Annotated in this window: 15 protein-coding genes; 5 read left to right on the top strand and 10 right to left on the bottom strand. The window is 38.8% G+C overall.

Features of this window, described 5'->3' with window-relative positions; all coding sequences use genetic code 11:
- Window positions 1–248 precede the first annotated feature (248 nt).
- The 3 genes from PR709_RS12775 to PR709_RS12765 all read left to right on the top strand — a co-directional run bounded on the left by PR709_RS12775 (window position 249) and on the right by PR709_RS12765 (window position 1,882).
- Window positions 249–671, top strand: a complete 423-nt coding sequence (locus tag PR709_RS12775) for a VOC family protein (RefSeq protein WP_040133141.1) — start codon at window positions 249–251, stop codon at window positions 669–671.
- A 359-nt stretch (window positions 672–1,030) separates the two neighbouring features.
- On the top strand, window positions 1,031–1,273 hold the full coding sequence (locus tag PR709_RS12770; RefSeq protein WP_171830577.1) for a hypothetical protein: 243 nt from the start codon (window positions 1,031–1,033) through the stop codon (window positions 1,271–1,273).
- Between the two features lie 36 nt (window positions 1,274–1,309).
- Window positions 1,310–1,882, top strand: a complete 573-nt coding sequence (locus tag PR709_RS12765) for a class I SAM-dependent methyltransferase (protein WP_004919889.1) — start codon at window positions 1,310–1,312, stop codon at window positions 1,880–1,882.
- A gap of 94 nt (window positions 1,883–1,976) precedes the next feature.
- Here PR709_RS12765 and PR709_RS12760 read toward each other — a convergent pair whose 3' ends face one another.
- The 4 genes from PR709_RS12760 to alkB form a co-directional block, all read right to left on the bottom strand.
- Complete coding sequence (locus PR709_RS12760; protein ID WP_004919887.1) at window positions 1,977–2,438, bottom strand: YaiI/YqxD family protein; 462 nt, start codon at window positions 2,436–2,438, stop codon at window positions 1,977–1,979.
- Between the two features lie 81 nt (window positions 2,439–2,519).
- On the bottom strand, window positions 2,520–3,275 hold the full coding sequence (locus PR709_RS12755) for a DUF4184 family protein (protein WP_004919884.1): 756 nt from the start codon (window positions 3,273–3,275) through the stop codon (window positions 2,520–2,522).
- 202 nt (window positions 3,276–3,477) lie between these two features.
- Window positions 3,478–4,503 carry a threonine aldolase family protein gene (locus PR709_RS12750; protein WP_272570916.1) on the bottom strand — a complete coding sequence of 342 codons (1,026 nt, stop codon included), beginning with the start codon at window positions 4,501–4,503 and terminating at the stop codon, window positions 3,478–3,480.
- A 221-nt stretch (window positions 4,504–4,724) separates the two neighbouring features.
- The gene (gene alkB, locus PR709_RS12745; protein WP_004919878.1) at window positions 4,725–5,357 is read right to left on the bottom strand and encodes a DNA oxidative demethylase AlkB; all 633 of its coding nucleotides are present in this window, start codon (window positions 5,355–5,357) and stop codon (window positions 4,725–4,727) included.
- A gap of 418 nt (window positions 5,358–5,775) precedes the next feature.
- Between alkB and PR709_RS12740 the strand changes: the two genes are divergently transcribed.
- Window positions 5,776–7,965, top strand: coding sequence for a glycoside hydrolase (locus PR709_RS12740; protein ID WP_272570915.1), 2,190 nt, complete (start codon window positions 5,776–5,778; stop codon window positions 7,963–7,965).
- A gap of 86 nt (window positions 7,966–8,051) precedes the next feature.
- Here PR709_RS12740 and PR709_RS12735 read toward each other — a convergent pair whose 3' ends face one another.
- Entirely contained in the window at window positions 8,052–8,933 is an 882-nt protein-coding gene (locus tag PR709_RS12735; protein WP_404824280.1) for an EamA family transporter, read from the bottom strand.
- A gap of 81 nt (window positions 8,934–9,014) precedes the next feature.
- Between PR709_RS12735 and PR709_RS12730 the strand changes: the two genes are divergently transcribed.
- A complete protein-coding gene (locus PR709_RS12730) occupies window positions 9,015–9,500 on the top strand; it encodes a MarR family winged helix-turn-helix transcriptional regulator (protein WP_060561018.1) in 486 nt (161 codons plus the stop codon).
- Window positions 9,501–9,561: 61 nt separating this feature from the next.
- On the opposite strand, the gene PR709_RS12725 is transcribed toward PR709_RS12730, so the two are convergent.
- The 5 genes from PR709_RS12725 to PR709_RS12705 form a co-directional block, all read right to left on the bottom strand.
- A complete protein-coding gene (locus PR709_RS12725; protein WP_272570914.1) occupies window positions 9,562–14,502 on the bottom strand; it encodes an RHS repeat-associated core domain-containing protein in 4,941 nt (1,646 codons plus the stop codon).
- Between the two features lie 339 nt (window positions 14,503–14,841).
- A complete protein-coding gene (locus tag PR709_RS12720) occupies window positions 14,842–15,726 on the bottom strand; it encodes a 4Fe-4S binding protein (protein ID WP_040133138.1) in 885 nt (294 codons plus the stop codon).
- A 384-nt stretch (window positions 15,727–16,110) separates the two neighbouring features.
- The gene (locus PR709_RS12715) at window positions 16,111–16,773 is read right to left on the bottom strand and encodes a CerR family C-terminal domain-containing protein (RefSeq protein ID WP_004919855.1); all 663 of its coding nucleotides are present in this window, start codon (window positions 16,771–16,773) and stop codon (window positions 16,111–16,113) included.
- Between the two features lie 21 nt (window positions 16,774–16,794).
- Window positions 16,795–18,060, bottom strand: a complete 1,266-nt coding sequence (locus tag PR709_RS12710; protein ID WP_004919852.1) for a M24 family metallopeptidase — start codon at window positions 18,058–18,060, stop codon at window positions 16,795–16,797.
- A 138-nt stretch (window positions 18,061–18,198) separates the two neighbouring features.
- A complete protein-coding gene (locus PR709_RS12705) occupies window positions 18,199–19,395 on the bottom strand; it encodes an anthrax toxin-like adenylyl cyclase domain-containing protein (protein WP_004919846.1) in 1,197 nt (398 codons plus the stop codon).
- Between the last annotated feature and the right edge of the window lie 199 nt (window positions 19,396–19,594).

Genomic DNA, 19,594 nt, shown 5'->3' with positions numbered 1-19,594 from the left:
GGAATTCTCTTAAAGACTAAGGCAAATAATACCAACCAATTTTTCACTCATAGTTAACAATAAAATCCAACATCTTAAATCTATTTAAATGTTGCTCATCTGCCATTCTCAATAGCGTAATAACATCGATGGGTAACTTATACCTTATTGATAGATATTAGAATAAAATTGACTCAAAACGCCCTCGATATTTTATTAATTTGCTTGTATTTTCAAAGTGGCTGGATCCCAAAAAGGAAATGATAGCAATGAAATTAACACAACTTTGGCGCAAGCACCCTTCAAGCGAGCATTTAACTACCCCACGTGTGATGGCTCGTGTTTTCGTGAAGCAAGGTGAATTAGAAAGTAGCATTGCGTTTTATGAACAACTGCAACAAATCACTATAGACGGTTTTTTCCCTTTCCCTGAGCACCAACTGCGTCTTGCCATGGTAGGTGCTTTCTTGATCATTGAAGGGCCAGATGACAAATTGGCCCCCTTTACGAGTACTCATACGACATTCCTCGTTGATGATGTGCAACCTTATTACGATAAATTAGTCGAACAAGGCGCGAAAATTATTTTCCCACTACAAGATGTACCAACCGGAAGGGCTTTTAATGCAGTTCATCCCGATGGCACAGTTATTGAATATGTTCATCACCGCCCAAATCATGAGGGCCAATAACCACAGTACAGAACACATTGACAACCCAACATCTTAATAGCGTCAGCGCTTAATTTCTCTCGCGCTTATAACTGTTTTACAATAAGCGCTTTGAGACTTTATATCTCATATGCATAAGTTAAATAATGCCCCCTAATATGTACGCCATACACTGATATAAAATTAATCTATTCCTGCCATTAAGCCTACCTCATATTTTATCTTTCTTATTTCTTATAGAGATTTAACTATTAGCGTCAAATTTTGTTATTAAATAAATTTTCAGTGTAATTAATTGTAATTATGCATAAAAATTATTGAGCTTGGTGCTATATCCAAGGTTTATAGTATAAACCTGTTCAACGATGGAGGACTGTATCATGTCATTTCTCAGTTGGTTATTTGGCTTAGGCAAGCATTCTCGATATTCAAAACATGGGCGTGATTCAGGTCATGGCGGTTATTCTAAACATGGTCGCCAACATGACCAATATGAATATCAAAATCGCGATAGCTACTCTGATGTTAATCAGCAATATCAAAATATTATGCGATGTAAACAGTGCAACTCAATCTTAAATAAAGAAGCGAAATTCTGTAGTGAATGTGGTCTACCGGTATAAATAAGAGCCTAAAAAACCCTACTATAGGTACACAATATGAAAATATCTTTTTTTTACCAAATAAATCACTATCCACTTTATATGAAAAATTTTATCGCATCGCCAACTAAGATGGGAACTGTCTTGCCCTCTTCTCGTTGGTTATGTAATACCATGCTCAACAATATTGATTGGAGAAACAGTTATAAAATCGCAGAAATCGGTGCAGGTAACGGTGTTATAACGCAATATATTTTGCAACGAATGTCATCGTTAGCATATTTAGAACTCTATGAAATCAATAATGATTTCATTAAAATTTTGCAGAAGATAGACGATCATCGAACAACAATTCATCATTGCTCAGCAGAATATCTATCGGGTGATTATGATATTGTTATTTCAGGGATCCCTTTTCGTTCACTAAGAAAGAAGATGGGGATGAAAATTCTCAAAAAGGTACAAGAGAGGTTAATAAAAAACAACGGAAGCCTTATATTATTTCAATATACTCAAGGGTGTGAGTCCATGTTCTCACGTTACTTTTCTTTTACCAAAAAGAGGGTTTATCTAAATTTTCCACCAGCTTGGGTGTACACCTGTAAACCAAAATTAGACAGTGACGACTGATCTTCGGATAATAAGAGTACCGTAATGAATATATATGACATGTCACCTTAGAACGGTTTTAACGGCTTTAAGGTGACATCATAAACCCCAACCATTATTGAGTTAATGCTTTCCTACGTTGCAATAACCATTTATCTAGTTCATTTGCAAATTGTTGCCGGTCACGTTGACTTAGACTTGCAGGTCCCCCTGTTTGTACACCGCTTGCCCTCATCGTATCCATAAAGTCTCTAATTGTTAAACGCTCACGAATGGTCGCTTCACTATAGCGCTCTCCCCTTGGATTTAACGCAATAGCGCCTTTTTCCATCACTTCCGCCGCTAAAGGAATATCAGCAGTAATCACTAAATCACCCAATTGTGCACGACGTACTATTTCATTATCTGCCACATCAAACCCTGCTGGAACTTGCAAGGTACGTAAAAAGGCTGAAGGAGGAACGGTTAACCGTTGATTAGCGACGAACGTTATCTGAACTTTCTCGCGATCTGCCGCGCGGTACAGCACTTCTTTAATCACTTTCGGACAGGCGTCAGCATCTACCCAAATAAACATAAAGTTACCCCGTAACTACAATATTAAAGGCTATCTTACCAAGATATAACAGCAAGGTGAGTTTTATTTTACATAGCACTTTTACTTTTCGTTCACGGTGATGAGGGTATATTGTTTCCATAAGGCAAACACAGTTAATAAACCAAAGAAAAATGGAACCGCTAATGTTAATTCGAGGTAGACCAACCGGTTAATATGCAAATGTGGCTCTTTGGGCACTAAATAGTACGCGAGCGGTGCCGCTAAAAAGGCCGAAATAATAGCAATAACAAAAAGGTTTTTAAGTCTATGAATATTTTCCCATTGATTTTCTTGGCTTTGTCGATAATGGTACTGCCAGTATTTATAACACAGATACAGTGCGCCGAATAAAGAGCCCGCATGCTGCAATAGCTTATAAATAGCAATCTCTTGGCTATCCGTCATAATATTTAAATTTGATTTAAGAAATGTAAAATGACGAACAACAGCCCCTGTATCATGAGTAAATGAATCCCAAATAATGTGTGTTAGCGCTCCGAGAAAAAATGAAAATATCAGGATGGCGCCATTTTTTGCGCTCCACCGCCAATTTTGGGGAAACTGAAATGGTACCACCTTTGATAACGGAACTCGGAGCCAATAAGTCACAACATAAATAATCAAGCAAATTGGCAGCCCCGTATAAAACCATCCAACGACATGATGGGCTTGTGCCGCTATTTGATACAGCCCAAAAGAATAAAGCAGATCTGGGCTTAAACTCCCCAAAATTAGTGCTGGTAAACTAAGCCATCGACCAAGTTTAGATTGTTTTAATGGAAACACCACTGCTGGGTGAGAAAAAGTCCATGGCATACAAACAATCCCTTACAACAGAAAAACGTTTATTTTGCACTCATGATCCGATTTGTATTATGAGATAAATCGTAAAGCCATTAATATATTAAGCTTATTTCCTATTACGCTATGAGTGCTAAGCTAACAAGCTAACTCCATTCGCTCTTATAGCATTAAGCATATCAACCCCAAATTTAATTTCAGGGTTGATAAATTGCCATTAAATTAATGAGTTAAATGTTGAAATAAATCTATCAACATCTTCCTGAGTTGTTGACCAGGAAGTACAAAGGCGCAAACAGCTTTTCCCTGCCTCAGGCTCACAAATCTTACGCAATACGTAATGAGACATCAATTTAGTCGCAAGTTCGTTAGGCAAAACCACAAAAATTTGATTAGATTCTGGTGGCGCAAGGAAGCCAAAACCTTTTTCCTCAAAAAGGTTCACTAGCTGTGTCGCTTTATCATTAACATATGCCCCCAATTGAAAAAATAGGTCATCGCTAAACAGTGCATCAAATTGTGCCGCCAACAACCAACCCTTTGCTTGCAAAGCGCCTTTTTGTTTTAGGGTATAGCGGAAATCAGACTTAAGTGCAGGATTTAAAAGCACCAATACTTCTGCTGAAAAAGCGCCTATTTTTGTTCCACCGATATAGAACATATCCGTCATTTGAACGATTTCTTCGATTGTTAAATCACTCTTGTTCGACATTAATCCAGATGCTAAACGCGCCCCATCCATAAATAGCCACAAACCATATTGATCACAGGCCTCCCTTAGAGCCTGAAGTTCATGTTTACGATATACAGTACCTATTTCTGTTGAGTTACTGATATAGACTAATTTGGGTTGTACTGCATGCTCATCACTATGCTCGGCAAGTACCGCCTGAATATGCTTTGGTTCAAGTTTACCGGAGTCTGAGCTAACGGTGAGGACCTTATGGCCTGTTGCTTCAATAGCCCCTGTTTCATGGGTCGCAATATGCCCAGAATCGACGGCAATTACGGCTTGATGTGGACGCAAAACATGGGAAATGGCTGTTAAATTGGTGATCGTACCACCATTAAAAAAGTGAATATCTACGTCTGTACGCCCTATTCTAGACTTAATTTTCTCCGCAATTTGTTGAGTATATTTATCTGTTCCATAACCATCAAAACGGCTTCCAACTAAATCATTTAGCGCTTTCATGACTGCGGGGTGTGCTATTTCATTATAATCATTTTGAAAACTGTACATCATTATTCCCAGTGCTGTTTTTGTTAATATTTTTCATAGCACTATTTATATTCGGATACACAGCAATCTTCAATAGCCTGAACGACATCAGTCGTTTTAATGCTGTTTAAACTTTCTCAAGTAGTTTTTAAAATTATTACAACAAAAATTTATGAGCAAAATAAGGGGTTATATTCTTTTTATCTGTATAGACATTATTAGCTTATCAGCGACATCCTTTTTTACTGGCAACGCCGAAAAGTGATATTGATTCTAAATTCCCCTAAAACCGGATGGCATCCTGCTTTAATGCTACGTACGCCATGGTAATTTAGCCTAGATTTCCCCCCCCAAACCACCACATCACCATGCTCTAATAGTAGTGCTGTCTTGGGCGCTTCACGAGTTAAGCCACCAAAATCAAATGTTGCAGGTAGCCCTAGAGAAAAAGAGACGATCGGTTGAGAAAAATCCATTTCATCTTTGTCTTGATGTAGTGATAATTTTGCCCCAACAGAATAACGATTGATTAAGCATGCATCTGGTGAAAAATGATAAAAACCAGCCATTTCAGCGGCCTTCCTTGCTAATTCGATAAAAATTGTCGGCATTTCGGGCCAAGGTTTATTTGTGACAGGGTCACTCTTTTGGTATCGATAACCTTTATGATCAGTTACCCATCCCCAAGGGCCACAGTTGGTCATCGCCACTGACATACCATATCCACCCGGTGTCACCATATATCGAAAAGGTGATTGCTCTACCACCTCATCAAGCGCTGATATCAATGCCTGCCCATTCCCTAATAAAAAACCTTTTAATAAGAAAGCATCTTCGGCAATTAACAACCTATTGTCTTCATCCGAAAACAGCATATTCACCTCAATCCAAATTAACTAAATAACGTTCATAGTATAACCGGTGATGAGTGATCCGCTTCTCACAAAACTACATTATCATTGCTTTTTAATCTGATGGTTCAAAGCGATTAAGCACAGGTATACCAAGCTATTTTCTCGTTTCTTATAGTACTACATCCCGACTTTTCTCCCATTATTGGTAAACAAAAATTAATCATTTCAAACATTCCGGCCGATATTAACAGCAGACATCGACGATTAATGTCACAGTTATTGTTTAATAAGCAATAATTTGATTAGCCAATATATTCAACTTAACGCGATTAATTCGAGTTTTTATCTATACTTAAATCTGATTTTGATTTCTTTTCGCTCAAGTTAGAATTTCATTAATCACATTAAAATATTTTATAAAAGTAGAGTTTATAATTAAATGACCAAATACTCCTGCAAAATTACCGTAGCCCTACTATTTATTAGCTCAATCGCTCACGGCATAACGCTAGAAAATACTGATTTTTCTATCGCCATTGAACCCGAAACCTTAAAAATGACTTATCAAGATGAGATCATTAATGAAGGCACTCAGTATACCCCTGTTGAAAAGCTTAACTCGGGTGCAGATAGCGCCAAGTGGTATTGGCCAGATAAACAGATGGAAGTGACGGCTCATCTTGAAGGTAAACAACTTCATTTACGCTTTACCACAACACAAACTCAACAACTCTTTTGGTATCAATCTCCTATCACAGTTTCAGCGCTATATTTGCCGTTAGGTGAAGGCAGTCACATCCCCACTGACAATCCCATATGGCAACAGTATTTAATCAATGAACAAAATGGGATTGATACTAACTATGACCTTAAACTCCCATTATGGGGCCAACAGCAAAAACACGTTTATAGCTGGTTAATGGCAAATCCATTTGGTAATCAGATTGATTTTACGACCCAATCTAAACAGCTGAAAATGTCTGCTCGTCATGTCTTTGACCAATTTAATCTAAACCGTCCCTTTGATGTAATACTCTCAATTGGCGATACCCCATTGGATGGCGCTTTCGCTTACCGCCAATATTTAGAATCAAAGGGTGAAATTAAAACATTACGAGAAAAATTCGCGGATATCCCCGATGGACAAAAGCTAATTGGTGCGACTCACATTTATGTATGGGGTAAAGGGTTGCTTGATCAGCAAGATATTAAAGATTGGCAAGGGTTAAGCCAATATTTACAATCTCCGAATGGTCGGTCTATTTGGGATGCACTAGAACAAGAAGCGCAAGAAGCATTCAAAAAGATTAAGCTCTCACCGCCTGAAAAATGGCAGCAACCATACTTAGTTGGAGCTTTGAATGAAGCCTTCAAGCGTATCGTTCCTAATCAAAAAACACCTGACGATAGTGATTTTTTATACTCTCAGAAGCTACAAGCACAAAAAATAAAGCAAGTTGTTACACAGCAGTTAGGGCCATGGTTAATCGCAAGCGAAAACTGGGGGCAAGGTTTATCAATTCCACTGATTAACCAGCTCAACATTAGAGGACTAGATAAACTTTGGTTAGGAGTTGATAATTGGACCGTAACCTTTTATCAGCCTCAAGCAGTTGAACAAGCCATCGAGCTGGGTTATTTAATTGGCAGTTATGACTCCTATGATACCGGGATCCCTGTTGGTACAAATGACCAATGGCTTACCGCTCAAGTCACCAACGAATTACGCGAAAAATGCGCCATTGTGCAGGAAAAAGGCACCAAATTAGCTGGGTTTAGTGGCAAAGGTTACTACCTAAATCCAGGCTGCATGTTAAGTTATTCACAAGATAGGATCAGAAAATTACTTGAGCTTTCATCAACGAATAGTTTATTCCTTGATGTCGATGGTACCGCGATGGTAACAAATGACTATAATCCAGAAAATCGCACAAGTGCAGAGCAAATGACACACGCCCGTAATGCTCGTATGCAGTGGATTGAAAAAAACCTTAGAATTCCTTTAGGATCTGAAGATGGCAATGCCTTAACAGCAAAGCATTTAATGTTTGCCCATGGGATGGAAACGTGGGGTTTTGGTTGGGGCGATCCTAGTATCCATAAAGATAAGCATTCTCCTTACTATTTAGGTGCCTGGTGGCCTGAAAGTGAACCAGCGACCTTTTTTAAACAAGCAAGATTAAAACAACCTTATTTAACCGTTGTATTTGATCCCCGTTGGCGTCTCCCAATGTACCAAGCTGTCTTCCATGATACTATTATTAGTACTCATCACTGGACCTTTGATAACCTCAAATTCCCCGAAGTACAGGTAACGAGAGAGTTACTCAGCCAGTTATATAATACCGCGCCTTTATACAATTTAAGCCGTAGCACCCTTCACCAGCGCCTCCCCGCCATGATGAAATCTAACAGTGTTTATCGGCCACTACACGAGGCTTTATGGGATCAAAAAATGGTCGGCTTTCAATGGCTTGATAATCAAGGCTGGGTACAAGAAACTCGCTTCAGTGATGGCTCAATAATCATGGCCAATTTTTCTAAGCAAGTATTTAAAGATTTACCTCCACAATCGTTAAAAGCCATTTTGTCTGACGGACGGGTCATTAAGCAGAACTACGCTCGTTAGCTTCATTATTTTCAAATAACATTAAAGGGTAAGTTTCATATGCAACTTACCCTTTATGCCACATAGATACTACGTCGTTTAGCTAGTTATGCTAGCTGCTGTAATCTACGCTGTGCTAATCGTTTTTCTGATTGTTGGCTTGTCCATACGCTGCCTAATATCACCACCATACCTAAAAGCTGTAATAAACTTAAGCTCTGATCTAATACTATCCAACCTAATATGACAGCACTAACTGGACTTAAAAACCCTAAAGAAGCGACTGCGCTTGGGCCAAGCAAAGCAAGTCCTCTAAACCATAAAGCATAAGTCAATGCGCCACCAATTAAAGTCAGATAGCTTATCCCTATCATATTAATAACCGTTAATGATGGTAATGAAGGCTCTAACCACAGAGCGAATGGCAATAAAACGATCCCGCCAGCAGTTAATTGCCATGCTGTAAATATCAATGGCGTTACTGGTGGCTGCCAACGACGACTCAGCACGGTACCTGCCGCCATTGAAAAAGCGCCGGCGATACCCGCGATCACTCCCGTTAAATCTAGTGCAGCATTAGGGGTCAATAATAATATTGCAACACCCGCAATCCCTGCAAAAGACGAGGCTATAGACAATGCGGAAAGTGGGCTTTTTAATAACCAATAACTTAAGAATAATACAATCAGTGGTTGTATCGCCCCTACTGTTGCCGCGACGCCTCCGGGTAAACGATAGGCAGCAACAAACAAGAGCCACCAAAACAGCGAGAAGTTTAAAATGCCTAATAGCGTTACTCGTAACCACCAAATCCCTTGAGGTAATTTACGCAGCCAAATCAATAATAGCAATCCCGCAGGTAATGCCCTTAATACTGCCAATGTTAGCGGGAAGCCCGATGGTAACATCTCAGTAGTAATCAAATAGGTACTTCCCCAAACAATCGGCGCTAATGCCGTTAATAACAAAGCCGTATATCGGTTCATCATAAAACCCTTCCCATTTATCTTGATATCAAGATAGTTTTAAACTAACTTGACGTCAAGATAAATAGTTGTCATGATTGGCCTATGGATCGTATAGATAAAATCATTCAACAATGGGCACGTGAACGCCCTGATTTAGATATCAGCGCGATGGGGCTGATCGGTCGACTAGGTAATATTGTTCTCCACCTCACCCGTGAAATGGAGAAGGTTTTCGCACAATTTGGCCTTAACCGCTCTAGTTTTGATGTATTAGCGACACTACGTCGCGCGGGTCACCCATACACTCTCTCACCAGGTGATATGTTGGCTACACTGATGGTGACATCTGGCACAATGACCAATCGTATTGATCAACTTGAAAAAGCTGGGTTAGTTAAACGCCATCCTAATCCAGAAGATGGACGCGGCTTTTTGGTGTCATTAACCGATGATGGCTTATCCTTAATTAACCAAGCGATTGAAGCACATGTCGCTAATCAAGCAAGATTAGTGGCGGGGTTGAGCACTGACGAACAAAACGCATTAAATCAGCTTCTTAAAGTATTTCTAGTATCTTTAGAAAAATAAAAAACAGCCAAATAACGACTGTTTTCCTTTATTACTCATCTCTGAAATATTTTCAACCTCACTAAAATGAGGCTCGACGGAAAATATCAAAATCAGGGCGTATTAAACTCAACTGTGTGTTCCCCCTATTTTCAGGGTACAACGTCACATAGCCACTCGCACGCTCCAATTGTACTTTCGCTGTTCCTCCCATTAACTTGTCATTACTAATTTTTTGCTGGCCAATATGGCTATTATTTGTATACATACTGCGCGATGTTGAGGGAACCGCACGCGAAGTTGATGCTTGAGCATACTGCTGGCTTGGCTGTAATGAGCCTAAACTTTCTGCACTTAAACGCCTATTAGCTGAAGGGGGGATCATTTCTACTTCTTGGGATGAAGAGGAAACGCCCGAGTGGCTAACTCTAGAAAGCCCGCTATCATGAGAGTGTGCACTATCAGATCCGAAAGAGCCTGCTTGAGCACGATTAGAAGATACAGAAGAGCGTCTTGATGACATTGATGAGATACCACTCTCTGCACTTGTTCCCTCCCCTCCAGCGATAGCGCCGCGCCGCCCCATTCTACGTGCAAAAAAGTCGTGATGCTCTACTTCCGAGGCTCTTCTTAATTGAATTTGACCGTTTCCTACAGAATGTGCTCTATAACGCGGTGCTGGCATAGGCATTCTCTCTAGCCGCCATATAAACATGCCACTTGTCGCTATAACGGAAGTCACTCCAAGTGCAATAGAAGCCCATCCCAAATTTGCTGATGTCCGATTCGATGCTTCAGGTGAATCATCATGGGTCGCTATGCTAGCAATTCCGAGTGCCTCGCCTGCCACAGTTAAAAAAGTAGTACCGGCAAACCAAGCAAATGATGAGGTAATATAAGCAAATGCAATATTCGCCGAAGCAGATGCCAAGTTGGCTAGTATTCCAGTTATAGCAGCCGCCGGTGCTCGGCCCGTAGGATCAGTATAATTAATAGGGTCTCCATTACAGTAAACATAGGGATTGATCCCCCCTTCACCAAATGGGCTTAAACTATCAGGGCAGTTAAAACGCATAATCGTTGGATTATAAGCACGATAGCCATTACCTAAATGATAAACGCCAGTCAGCGGATCTTTTCTTTCACCATTAAAAGCCACATAGGTGTTTTCTTTAATTTCACTATCTCCATAGGGCAAAAATGTATGTGTATCCCCTTCTTCCATTTTCGAATGACGAGACCAACACACACTTTCATTATGACCCGCGGCCATAAAGACCAGTTGATTATCATCAACCACTGCGCAGCACTCATGATCTGACTTAATCAGGCGAATATTTTGCTTTTTGCTTGTATTAATTTCATGAACTAGTTCATCATCACGATAATAGAGATAATAGGTGCCATTATCGTGAGTTTCCTGTTTAACGAGTTGATTAGAGGCATTATAACCATACTTAGCACTCACTAAATCATTGACGCTGACATCCATGAGTCGGTTCAGCATATCGTATTTTAATGTTCTTCCTACTTCATCACATATCATTCTACCGCAAGCATCATATGTAAAAACAGTTGCAGGATAATGAGGGTTAGAGTGAGTGATACGTGTTAATTGAGTTGGATCTAACGTATTTTCATAATGGTAAGTACTGATATTTTCTTGTTGCCCCGAAAATACAGACACAACCTGACGCAAGTTATTCAGTGCATCGTATTCAAAAAATTGTTCGATAACATTCGCTCCCGTGCTATCTTTTGGAAGCTCACTGCCTTGCACAAAATAATTTGTTAAACGATTCCTCACATCATATTGATACTGCTCACTGCGGATTAATCGTGTATTTCGAAATGTGTTTTGAGTTGCGAGTAACCCATTCGCTAACCAACTTTTATTGATAATAAAATGCGTACCATTACTATCAATAATTTCCCGTGTCACTTCCTTATTAAACTCATCATAAGCATATTTAATCTCTACATATTCATCTGCTTTAGTGCTTTTCGCTTTACGGATAGCGGTTCGCCCTAATTCATCATATTCAAAAGTGACGATGATATTTGCATCGATTATGGATTCTATTTGCCCGTCTTTTCGCCATATATACCGAGTTTCATTGTTATCAATATCTGTATATTTGGCGACGGTCCCTAAAACAGTGCGTTCGTATTGTGTTTTTCGCACTTGATCATCAACCAAAAAATACTCTTCTATTAAGTCACCTTGTTGATTTAATTTATTAATATTGAGTGTGCTCTCCGATTTTGCAAAGACTATTTTTTGTGTGGCTACATCGTAATCAAATTGCTGTGTCGTTTCACTCGTCATCACTTTTTTTGTCAGACAATCTAATTCAGGAATATATTCGAAGTGAATTTTTTCTCCCGAAGGCAATATGACTACACTGGGTTCCGGATAAACGTTTTCATATTGAAATTGCGTTGTTCTTCCTCCTACAGTTTGACTTACTAGGCGCTCTAAGCCATCAAATTGTTGTTCACCAAGTAACCACGTTTGTTGGGAGCGATCAGTAACGATTATTGCCGTCACCAGTTCATTCTGGGAATGGGGAGCGTATTGTCGATGGATCACTGTGCCATCTTCATATTTTTGAGTCACGATGCGATTAAAACAGTCGTAAGTGTTCTCAATACTGTGCCCTAACTCATCGGTTATTTTTAACAGGCGCCCAAGGGAGTCACTTTTATAATATTTGGCGGCAGCGACCTTCCCATCGATACCTAATAAATATTCAGATTCAATTTGCTGATTTTGTTTATTCAGCGTAATTACCGTTTTCCCGTGGCGGGATGCTGAGGCTACTTCTGTATTGATAGGATATGTTGTTTTGGTTAAGGCGATAGGGTCTATCTTTATCATATCCGTAACGCCGATAGATTGTGTTAATGCGGTAACCTCTCCCCAGCCATCATAGTTTGCCGTCGTTTGATAGATAAATTCGGCTGTATTTAAGCCAGATAAATGGTGATCATATTGTAAATGTTTAACTATTTTACCAAATGCATCATATTGGCAAGATTCTATTTTATGCCACTTTTTACTATCATAAGCATCTAATACATCTGTACGAATTTTCCGCCCTAAACCATCAAAATAGTGCTTAAACTGACTCCCACATTTATCTTTTTCAATGGTGATAACCCCCTCCTCTATTTTTAAATATTTCCAAGAAACTGAGGTTTCATAAGGCGTATTTACTGCCGATTTTTTATAAGATGGGCGTCCTAATTTATCATAGGTATAAATTTGAACGACATTAAGCTGATTTATATCTTCAAGTACAACGCCTCGTAATACCGACATCGTTTGAGTGGTGGTGGTAATGATATTATCAAAGCTAATATCTGTATTCTTTTTTATAATAGTATCGCCATTTAATTGATAATCAAATTGCTGATAGGATGTGAAATGTTGTGAATTTTTACCCAAAGTATATTGAGTACTTCTAATTAATGATGGCGTACCATATCCTAGGCGTTTAGCATCTTGAAAATAACTGAAAGAGAGACACTTAAATAGTATTTCATCTGAATAAAATAGTTGTTTTGCGATTACTGCAATAGAGGTATTCGCCAAATTTTCATATCTATAATAGATTTTATTAATCGGCTCATTATGCTTTCTGCTTAATGGGTAAGTGATTTTTTCTTTCATATACCGAATAAACCCATTAACTTCGGCAGGACAATCCTCCTCCCCTTCGGCTTTATACCATGTTGTGACCACTCGAGTGCCATCGGGTGTTACTTGTAAAGTTTGATTGCCTTGTTCATCAAATTCATATTCGCTAATCTCTTTTCTTTGGTTACCCTCGTTATCAGTGATCGTGATAACCTGTTTTTTCATTAATTGGAACTGTTCAGGCTGAAAATGAATAGGCGTATATTTTTGAGCATAATATTCTATTTCATTTTTTGTTTTACAGCCATCTCGCTCTATTTCCTCACTAATTTGCAGATGATAATTATTAAATACACGAGTGGTTTTAATTTCACTGCTGCCATCAGAAATTGTTTCTGTAGAGCTATAAGTATAGTCTGTTAAAAGTTTATAAATATAATCACTATCACTCGTCCAATCACCAAAGTCGCCATTAAAACCTAAAAAATTATGCTCGCTATATTTGTAGCGTTTAACCGTTTTTTGCTGCCCAAAACCTGGATTAATGATATATGATGTAACAACCGGTAACCGCCCTGTTTTACCCGAGCTACTTGGGAAACGAAAACCAAACAGCTCACTGTACTCGACCTGCTCAGTCAGTCCTGTAGGATAAATAATTTGCGTTAGATAATGCTTATTGCTTTCAGTTAATGCCTCATAGCCAAAACGCCAATAAATAAACGCATTATCTGCATATTCACAAGCAATATAGTTAAGTTGCTCATGATTAATTAATGAAAATTTTATTAAGTACTCATCATTGGTTTCTGGAAAAACACGAATGCTAACATAATGCGAGTAGTTTATTTCACAAAGTGTTTGAAATTCGTCTTTAACCCTTTTTAATAATGGGTATTCACCACTCCATGACCATGATAAGGATAATTCACGGCCTAATTCTGACATAATCTTTGTGGTAACATAATAATCCTCACCGATAAGAGTGAGGCTCTCAGATTTCCCATCCTTCCAAATAACAGTATAACCATCATGACTATTGATATTATTTGTATATTTTAATATAAAGTGTTTAAGTCTTTTATTTATAACATTTACTGTTCCTGGTGTTATTTTATAACTTTCGCCACTACTTAGCTCTAATGTATTATTACGCAAACAGAGCATCGTTATCCCTATTGAAAACCCTCTTCCAAAACCATAGTTAGCATCTTGCAGTGGCGAATAGGATACAGATAGAGCAAGATCCGGCCCAGAACGCTGATTAGCAATAATATTAACGAAAGGTATGCTGACAAGAAACTGTCCTGTTCTGACATCAACATTTGTCTTTAACTTCCCTAAGAAATTACCCGACTCGCTGCTGAATTGAGTACTCATAGTTCCCCTTTAATAAAAAATAGAAAAGTAGCACTAAATTTAGTTAGAATGATATTTAATGTTTAAAATCAAATAGCAAACATGATAATATCCATTTTCTCTTATCATGATAATCAGCGACTCAATTTAAAGTAAAAAATAAAAAACAACACAAAATATTAATTTTGTCTTGGTGCTATATTATCTATTTTAAATTCAGACTTAACGCCAGCAATCAATAGGGTTGAATACTTACTAGGGGGAATAGCAAACTTCCTTATTCATCACCTATCGAATAAAGAAGTTTTCATAATAGATCGCTAACCAAGAAAAAATAAAAAAGCACGTTTCGCTTTTTTATTATAACCATCCCTGCTTCTGATGCTGTGCGCAAATCGGGCATAAATGCGCGTTGGGCTGCCAAGACAAGAAAGCCAATCGACATTTTTCGCACTGAGCATCATAGTAGTGATATACCGTAGGCTGGTTATTTTTGGCGACTTGGGATTTGACTTCAATTGATTTTGGAAAACACACCACTTGGCAGCTCATGCAGCCAGTACAACGTTTTTCATCAAAGATAAATTGATTTTCTTCAATAAGGATCGCTTGTTCATCGCAAACTTTGGCACACGCACCACATAAAATACAGCTTGAGACATCAAGTTCAATATGGAACCAACTGTCTTGCGGATAGAGTTGTTTGCGGGCATTTAAACCCGTTCTCACTTGCCCTTTATTTAATGGATTCTCATCCAGTTTTTGACGAAAGAATAAGGAGCGACGGCCACTATCAATTTCTGGTGGTTGTGTTACTACCAATTGCCAAATAGGCTCTTGCAACGTTTTTAGCTGAATATTAAGCGCCGCCAGCACCGGCAACCATTTTTCTACCAGTGGCTCCGCAATTTCTACCCCATTTATCTGGTATTGCTTATGCCAAACTAATAACTCTTCCACACTTGCCAAAGGCTCATCGTGGCTAATAACCAGATGATTGTTATGATAAGTACGTTCATGCGGCGAGATATTTTCGATTGCATCGACAGGACATGAAAACAAACAGTTCCCACATTGGTAACAAAGCTGGTTATCGATAGTTGCATTCATCGTCTCAAAAGAGATAGCCCCTACAGGGCAAACTTGTGAACAACTATCACAGACACTATTTTTGAGGCGTTTCCTCACACATTTATCATTGATAATGGGTTCAGGAGGAAGATCCATCCTAATAAAATGCCTCATACAACCAAACTCCATGATGTAACGATAAAATATAAAACGACTGAATACCCTCAGTAACCGAGTTAAAAAATCGCTTTCTTCTCGTAATATGAGCGAATGCGACTTCAGCTGAGGACTTTATTATACCTACTAATCAGAATTTAGGGGAATTATAGTAGGTAAATGATTGATCATGGACAGGTAACAATAACCTCGATTATTGCCTATAACCTAACAGTCACCATTTTGTAACCTAATACGATACAAGTAGACTATCAAACTATATACTCATCAATACTAAACGTTTACTTATTGAACATATAAATGCTTAGGCTCTACCATTTTTGCACTATAAGAACAGCCATTATATATCCTAAATTTATCCCTATCGCCCTGAATGACAGGTTAATCACTAAGTAGCGCTCGACTAGCCAATAAACCTATTTGCTGCAAAATATCATCAAGCAATGACTGAGTAATTTGGGATTGATTAAGTCTTTTTAATAACGGTTTTTTAGCGACGACAAAACCCAATACCTGCCCAATAAGTGCATGTGCACGAATAATTGCGGTTTGTTCATCAACTTGATTGATAAACTGAATCAAACTTGATAAACGCATATGGAAAGGTTCGATGAAATCACGATAAATAATTTCGTAATTTTCTGTCGGCTCAAGCTGTTCTCTTAAGATCAGTACAGAGTAATAATTGTGTTCTGGGAGCAGCAGAGCATGCCCAAGGCCCCCCATTAACATATGAAGTAATGTTTTAGCCCGTTCCGTCTGTATAGGACGTTGCGCCGTCAGCTCTGCAAAAGTACGGTCAAATTCATGAGTATTGCTAGCGGCCGCGAGGTCATTGGCAATTTTTTGAATAACAGCGGAATAGACGCCCAGCTTTCCTCCCATATGATAAGGAATGGCTGATTGGTTGACCCCGGCATTATCTGCTAATTGTCGGGTTCTCACTCCAGCAATTCCATGAAGAGCAAATAATTTGATCCCTTCGTTTATCAATTTTTCTTTTGTTGACTCAGATGAAAGCGTGTTTTTATTGGTCTCTGTCATATCCCGCTGTGGCCCTATGGGTTAAATATCGGCTCGCATCAAATAGGTGGAATTTTTGTTCAATTCGATCCCTTTTTCTTTGCCAACGACAACTGTTCCGCCTAGATTACATAAATGATAACCAAACGCACAATTAGGTTCAAACGCAAACGTCATACCTGCTTTTAGCACTAACTCTCTGCCTGGGTTGGGTAATCTCTCCAATTGACGATATTTTTGTGCAATCGGCAATGATTCAATACCGGGTGCAGTACCAAAACCAATTGGCCCGTAAGGGTTAATACTGTGGATTAGAGGATGCACATGCCAACCTTTTGATCTTAATAATGGTTGCTCCATTTTATCGACAACTTCGCCGAAGGTGACCCCTTCTTTTAGATATTCGACGCCAATTTCATAACATTCCCGTGAAATTTCAGCCGCTTTTTCAATATTTGGATGTACCTTACCTACTGCGACAGCAGCTTGGTGCTGTGTCTCATACATACCATATAATGCAAATATCTCAGTTAATACAATATCACCTTCTTGAATTTCACGAGGCTTTTGCGAACGGTATTGCCACGCAGGTTGCCCCCAACCGATATATTCAGGACCTGAACCCATTAATATTTCCGCGGTGAATCCTCCCATAGACAAACATGTAGAGGTTACTGCCGCAGCGATATCAGCTTCCGTATTACCTGGAATAGCGGTTGCTCGCATGGCCTCGCTCATAGCTTCACCGATCATGGCCGCATGCTTAATATGCTCAAGTTCTTCTTCACTTTTAACGGAAGCGAGCTGGAAAAACTGTTTATATACCGGAACAAAATTGACATTTGGCAATCTTTTTTTAATTCCTGTTAAGGTGTTAAACGGCATTGCACCATCAAAATAAAAAGGGGGATATGGTTCCAAACCGATTACGCCTATATTTGCACGAGAAGATACACCTAAATCAATTAATACTTGTGCAATGTTATGCCCTGTTTTGCCAACAACGATTTGTTCAGGCGCAATCCACTGCATATCACCACGCATGGCAGCTTGCATATGATCAGCAACCATCATAGGTGCAAACGTGACAACGACAGGCGCTTTATCAAGGTGGAATAAAACCACTGATCCTAATCGGTCATTGGTAAAGTAATGATCGATGCAAAATGGGGCTGGTGCAGCAGACTCTCTGTCACCATATACCATTAATACTTCTAGATCATTGGCTTGCATAATTTGGCGCGCAAGCCCCCACCTTCTATCACGCTCATTAATTGTAAATGCGTTTGGGATCACTCTATTTTTCATAACAACCTCATTTAATTCATTTGAATGAATTAAATATAGATCAAAATTTGCTCTCCTGTCAAAAATATTTTCACCATCCTATACAATGAACGAGATAAATGACTCTAACTTTCTGTTTAAACTAACTTAAATTAACATTTAAAAATGTGTTATTTTTGAGTTTAAACTGACTGTCGACAACCTCCGTTTCGCATATTCAAAACTTGGCCGCCTGATCGTGGGTAACTCTTTTTCCCATAACGGGTTAGTTTTAATGTGATAACCCTCCGCTTTAGACGTTGTTATCAACTCAACTAATTCTTCTTTATTCGTTATGATGCATAACTCATCAAAACGCCCTATCTTTTTGGGTAAAGCAAACGTTGCTGGAAAATTAGCATCTAAATCCGTCACTGGACTTGTTGCATCAACACTGTGATGCACGACTTTCTCTGCCTCACCCACTAATGCGCGATTAATTAAAGAAATCATCTCTCTCACTCGTGGTGATGCATTACCAATTTCACTGTCTTCATTTTGATAAAAATGGTTTTCATCTCTATAAGCTTGGCTCAAATTTGCATCTGTTGGTAAGCGTTGATACTTTTCAACACGTTGGCGATATACCGAATGGGCAACATCGGGTACAGGGAGCATATCTTGATGACCAAAATCTCTCATGTGTGGGCCAATTAACAATAAATCATAATCAGCAGTGATAGGTAGGCAACTATCAATAGGTGCTAATACTTGAAGATATTTTTTCTCAAAATAAATTCGGTACTTTTGTTGCTGAGGCTCCCATTTGGCTTCAAATTGATAACTTCTCAAACTAGGCCCTTTCGCGGTAAATTGTTTGACCCCTTGTGAATTTTCTAAACTAAGGTTATCAATCGCTCCCATTTGCAGTAAGGTGTGTAATCGCTCCTCTGTTATTTCAAGAGGAATCGGCCGAGCATGACCTTTTTCAATACAACGACGAATAAAACCGTTATATTTATCAATGAGATCTTCAGATTTGTTTTCTAATTTACTAAAACGCTGATCAACACAAATCAACCCTGCCTGAGCCCCCCATGAAGCACTTTTACCTTTGATATGAAAGTTTTTTGTCGGGTAGCCCGCCGCAATTAAATCTGTCGCAAAGCGGTCTACAGGCCGAACGCCTATAATGCTATCTTGCTCCTTAGCAACTTGCTGCAATGGGAGCAAATGGCTTGATACCAATCCAGTATTTTGGCTAATACACTCGGTTAACTGCGCTATAGAATGCGTTGTTTTTTGCTCGGTAGGCTCATTTACAGCTTGAAGAGGCTCATAACCGATTTTGTTGTAGCTCTTATGTGTTTGTATCATTACTTTTCCTTACTTATTTATTCCTAATTCCCTCCCTTCTATCAAACTTTTCACCTCATTTCTTTAATAAAACAATGCTTGACATTTGATTTCAAAATCAATTATTTAATTGTTTAAAATGACATATAGAGATAATACAAAGCCAAATTATGCATGTATAATATAGTTATGTTAGTTAATGTATTCTCATTATCTCGTC

The sequence above is a fragment of the Providencia sp. PROV267 genome (genome assembly GCF_028477825.1).
Lineage (GTDB): Bacteria > Pseudomonadota > Gammaproteobacteria > Enterobacterales > Enterobacteriaceae > Providencia > Providencia stuartii.
Note: the sequence above shows the minus strand (reverse complement) of the source record. Positions and strands in the feature narration are given on the sequence as shown.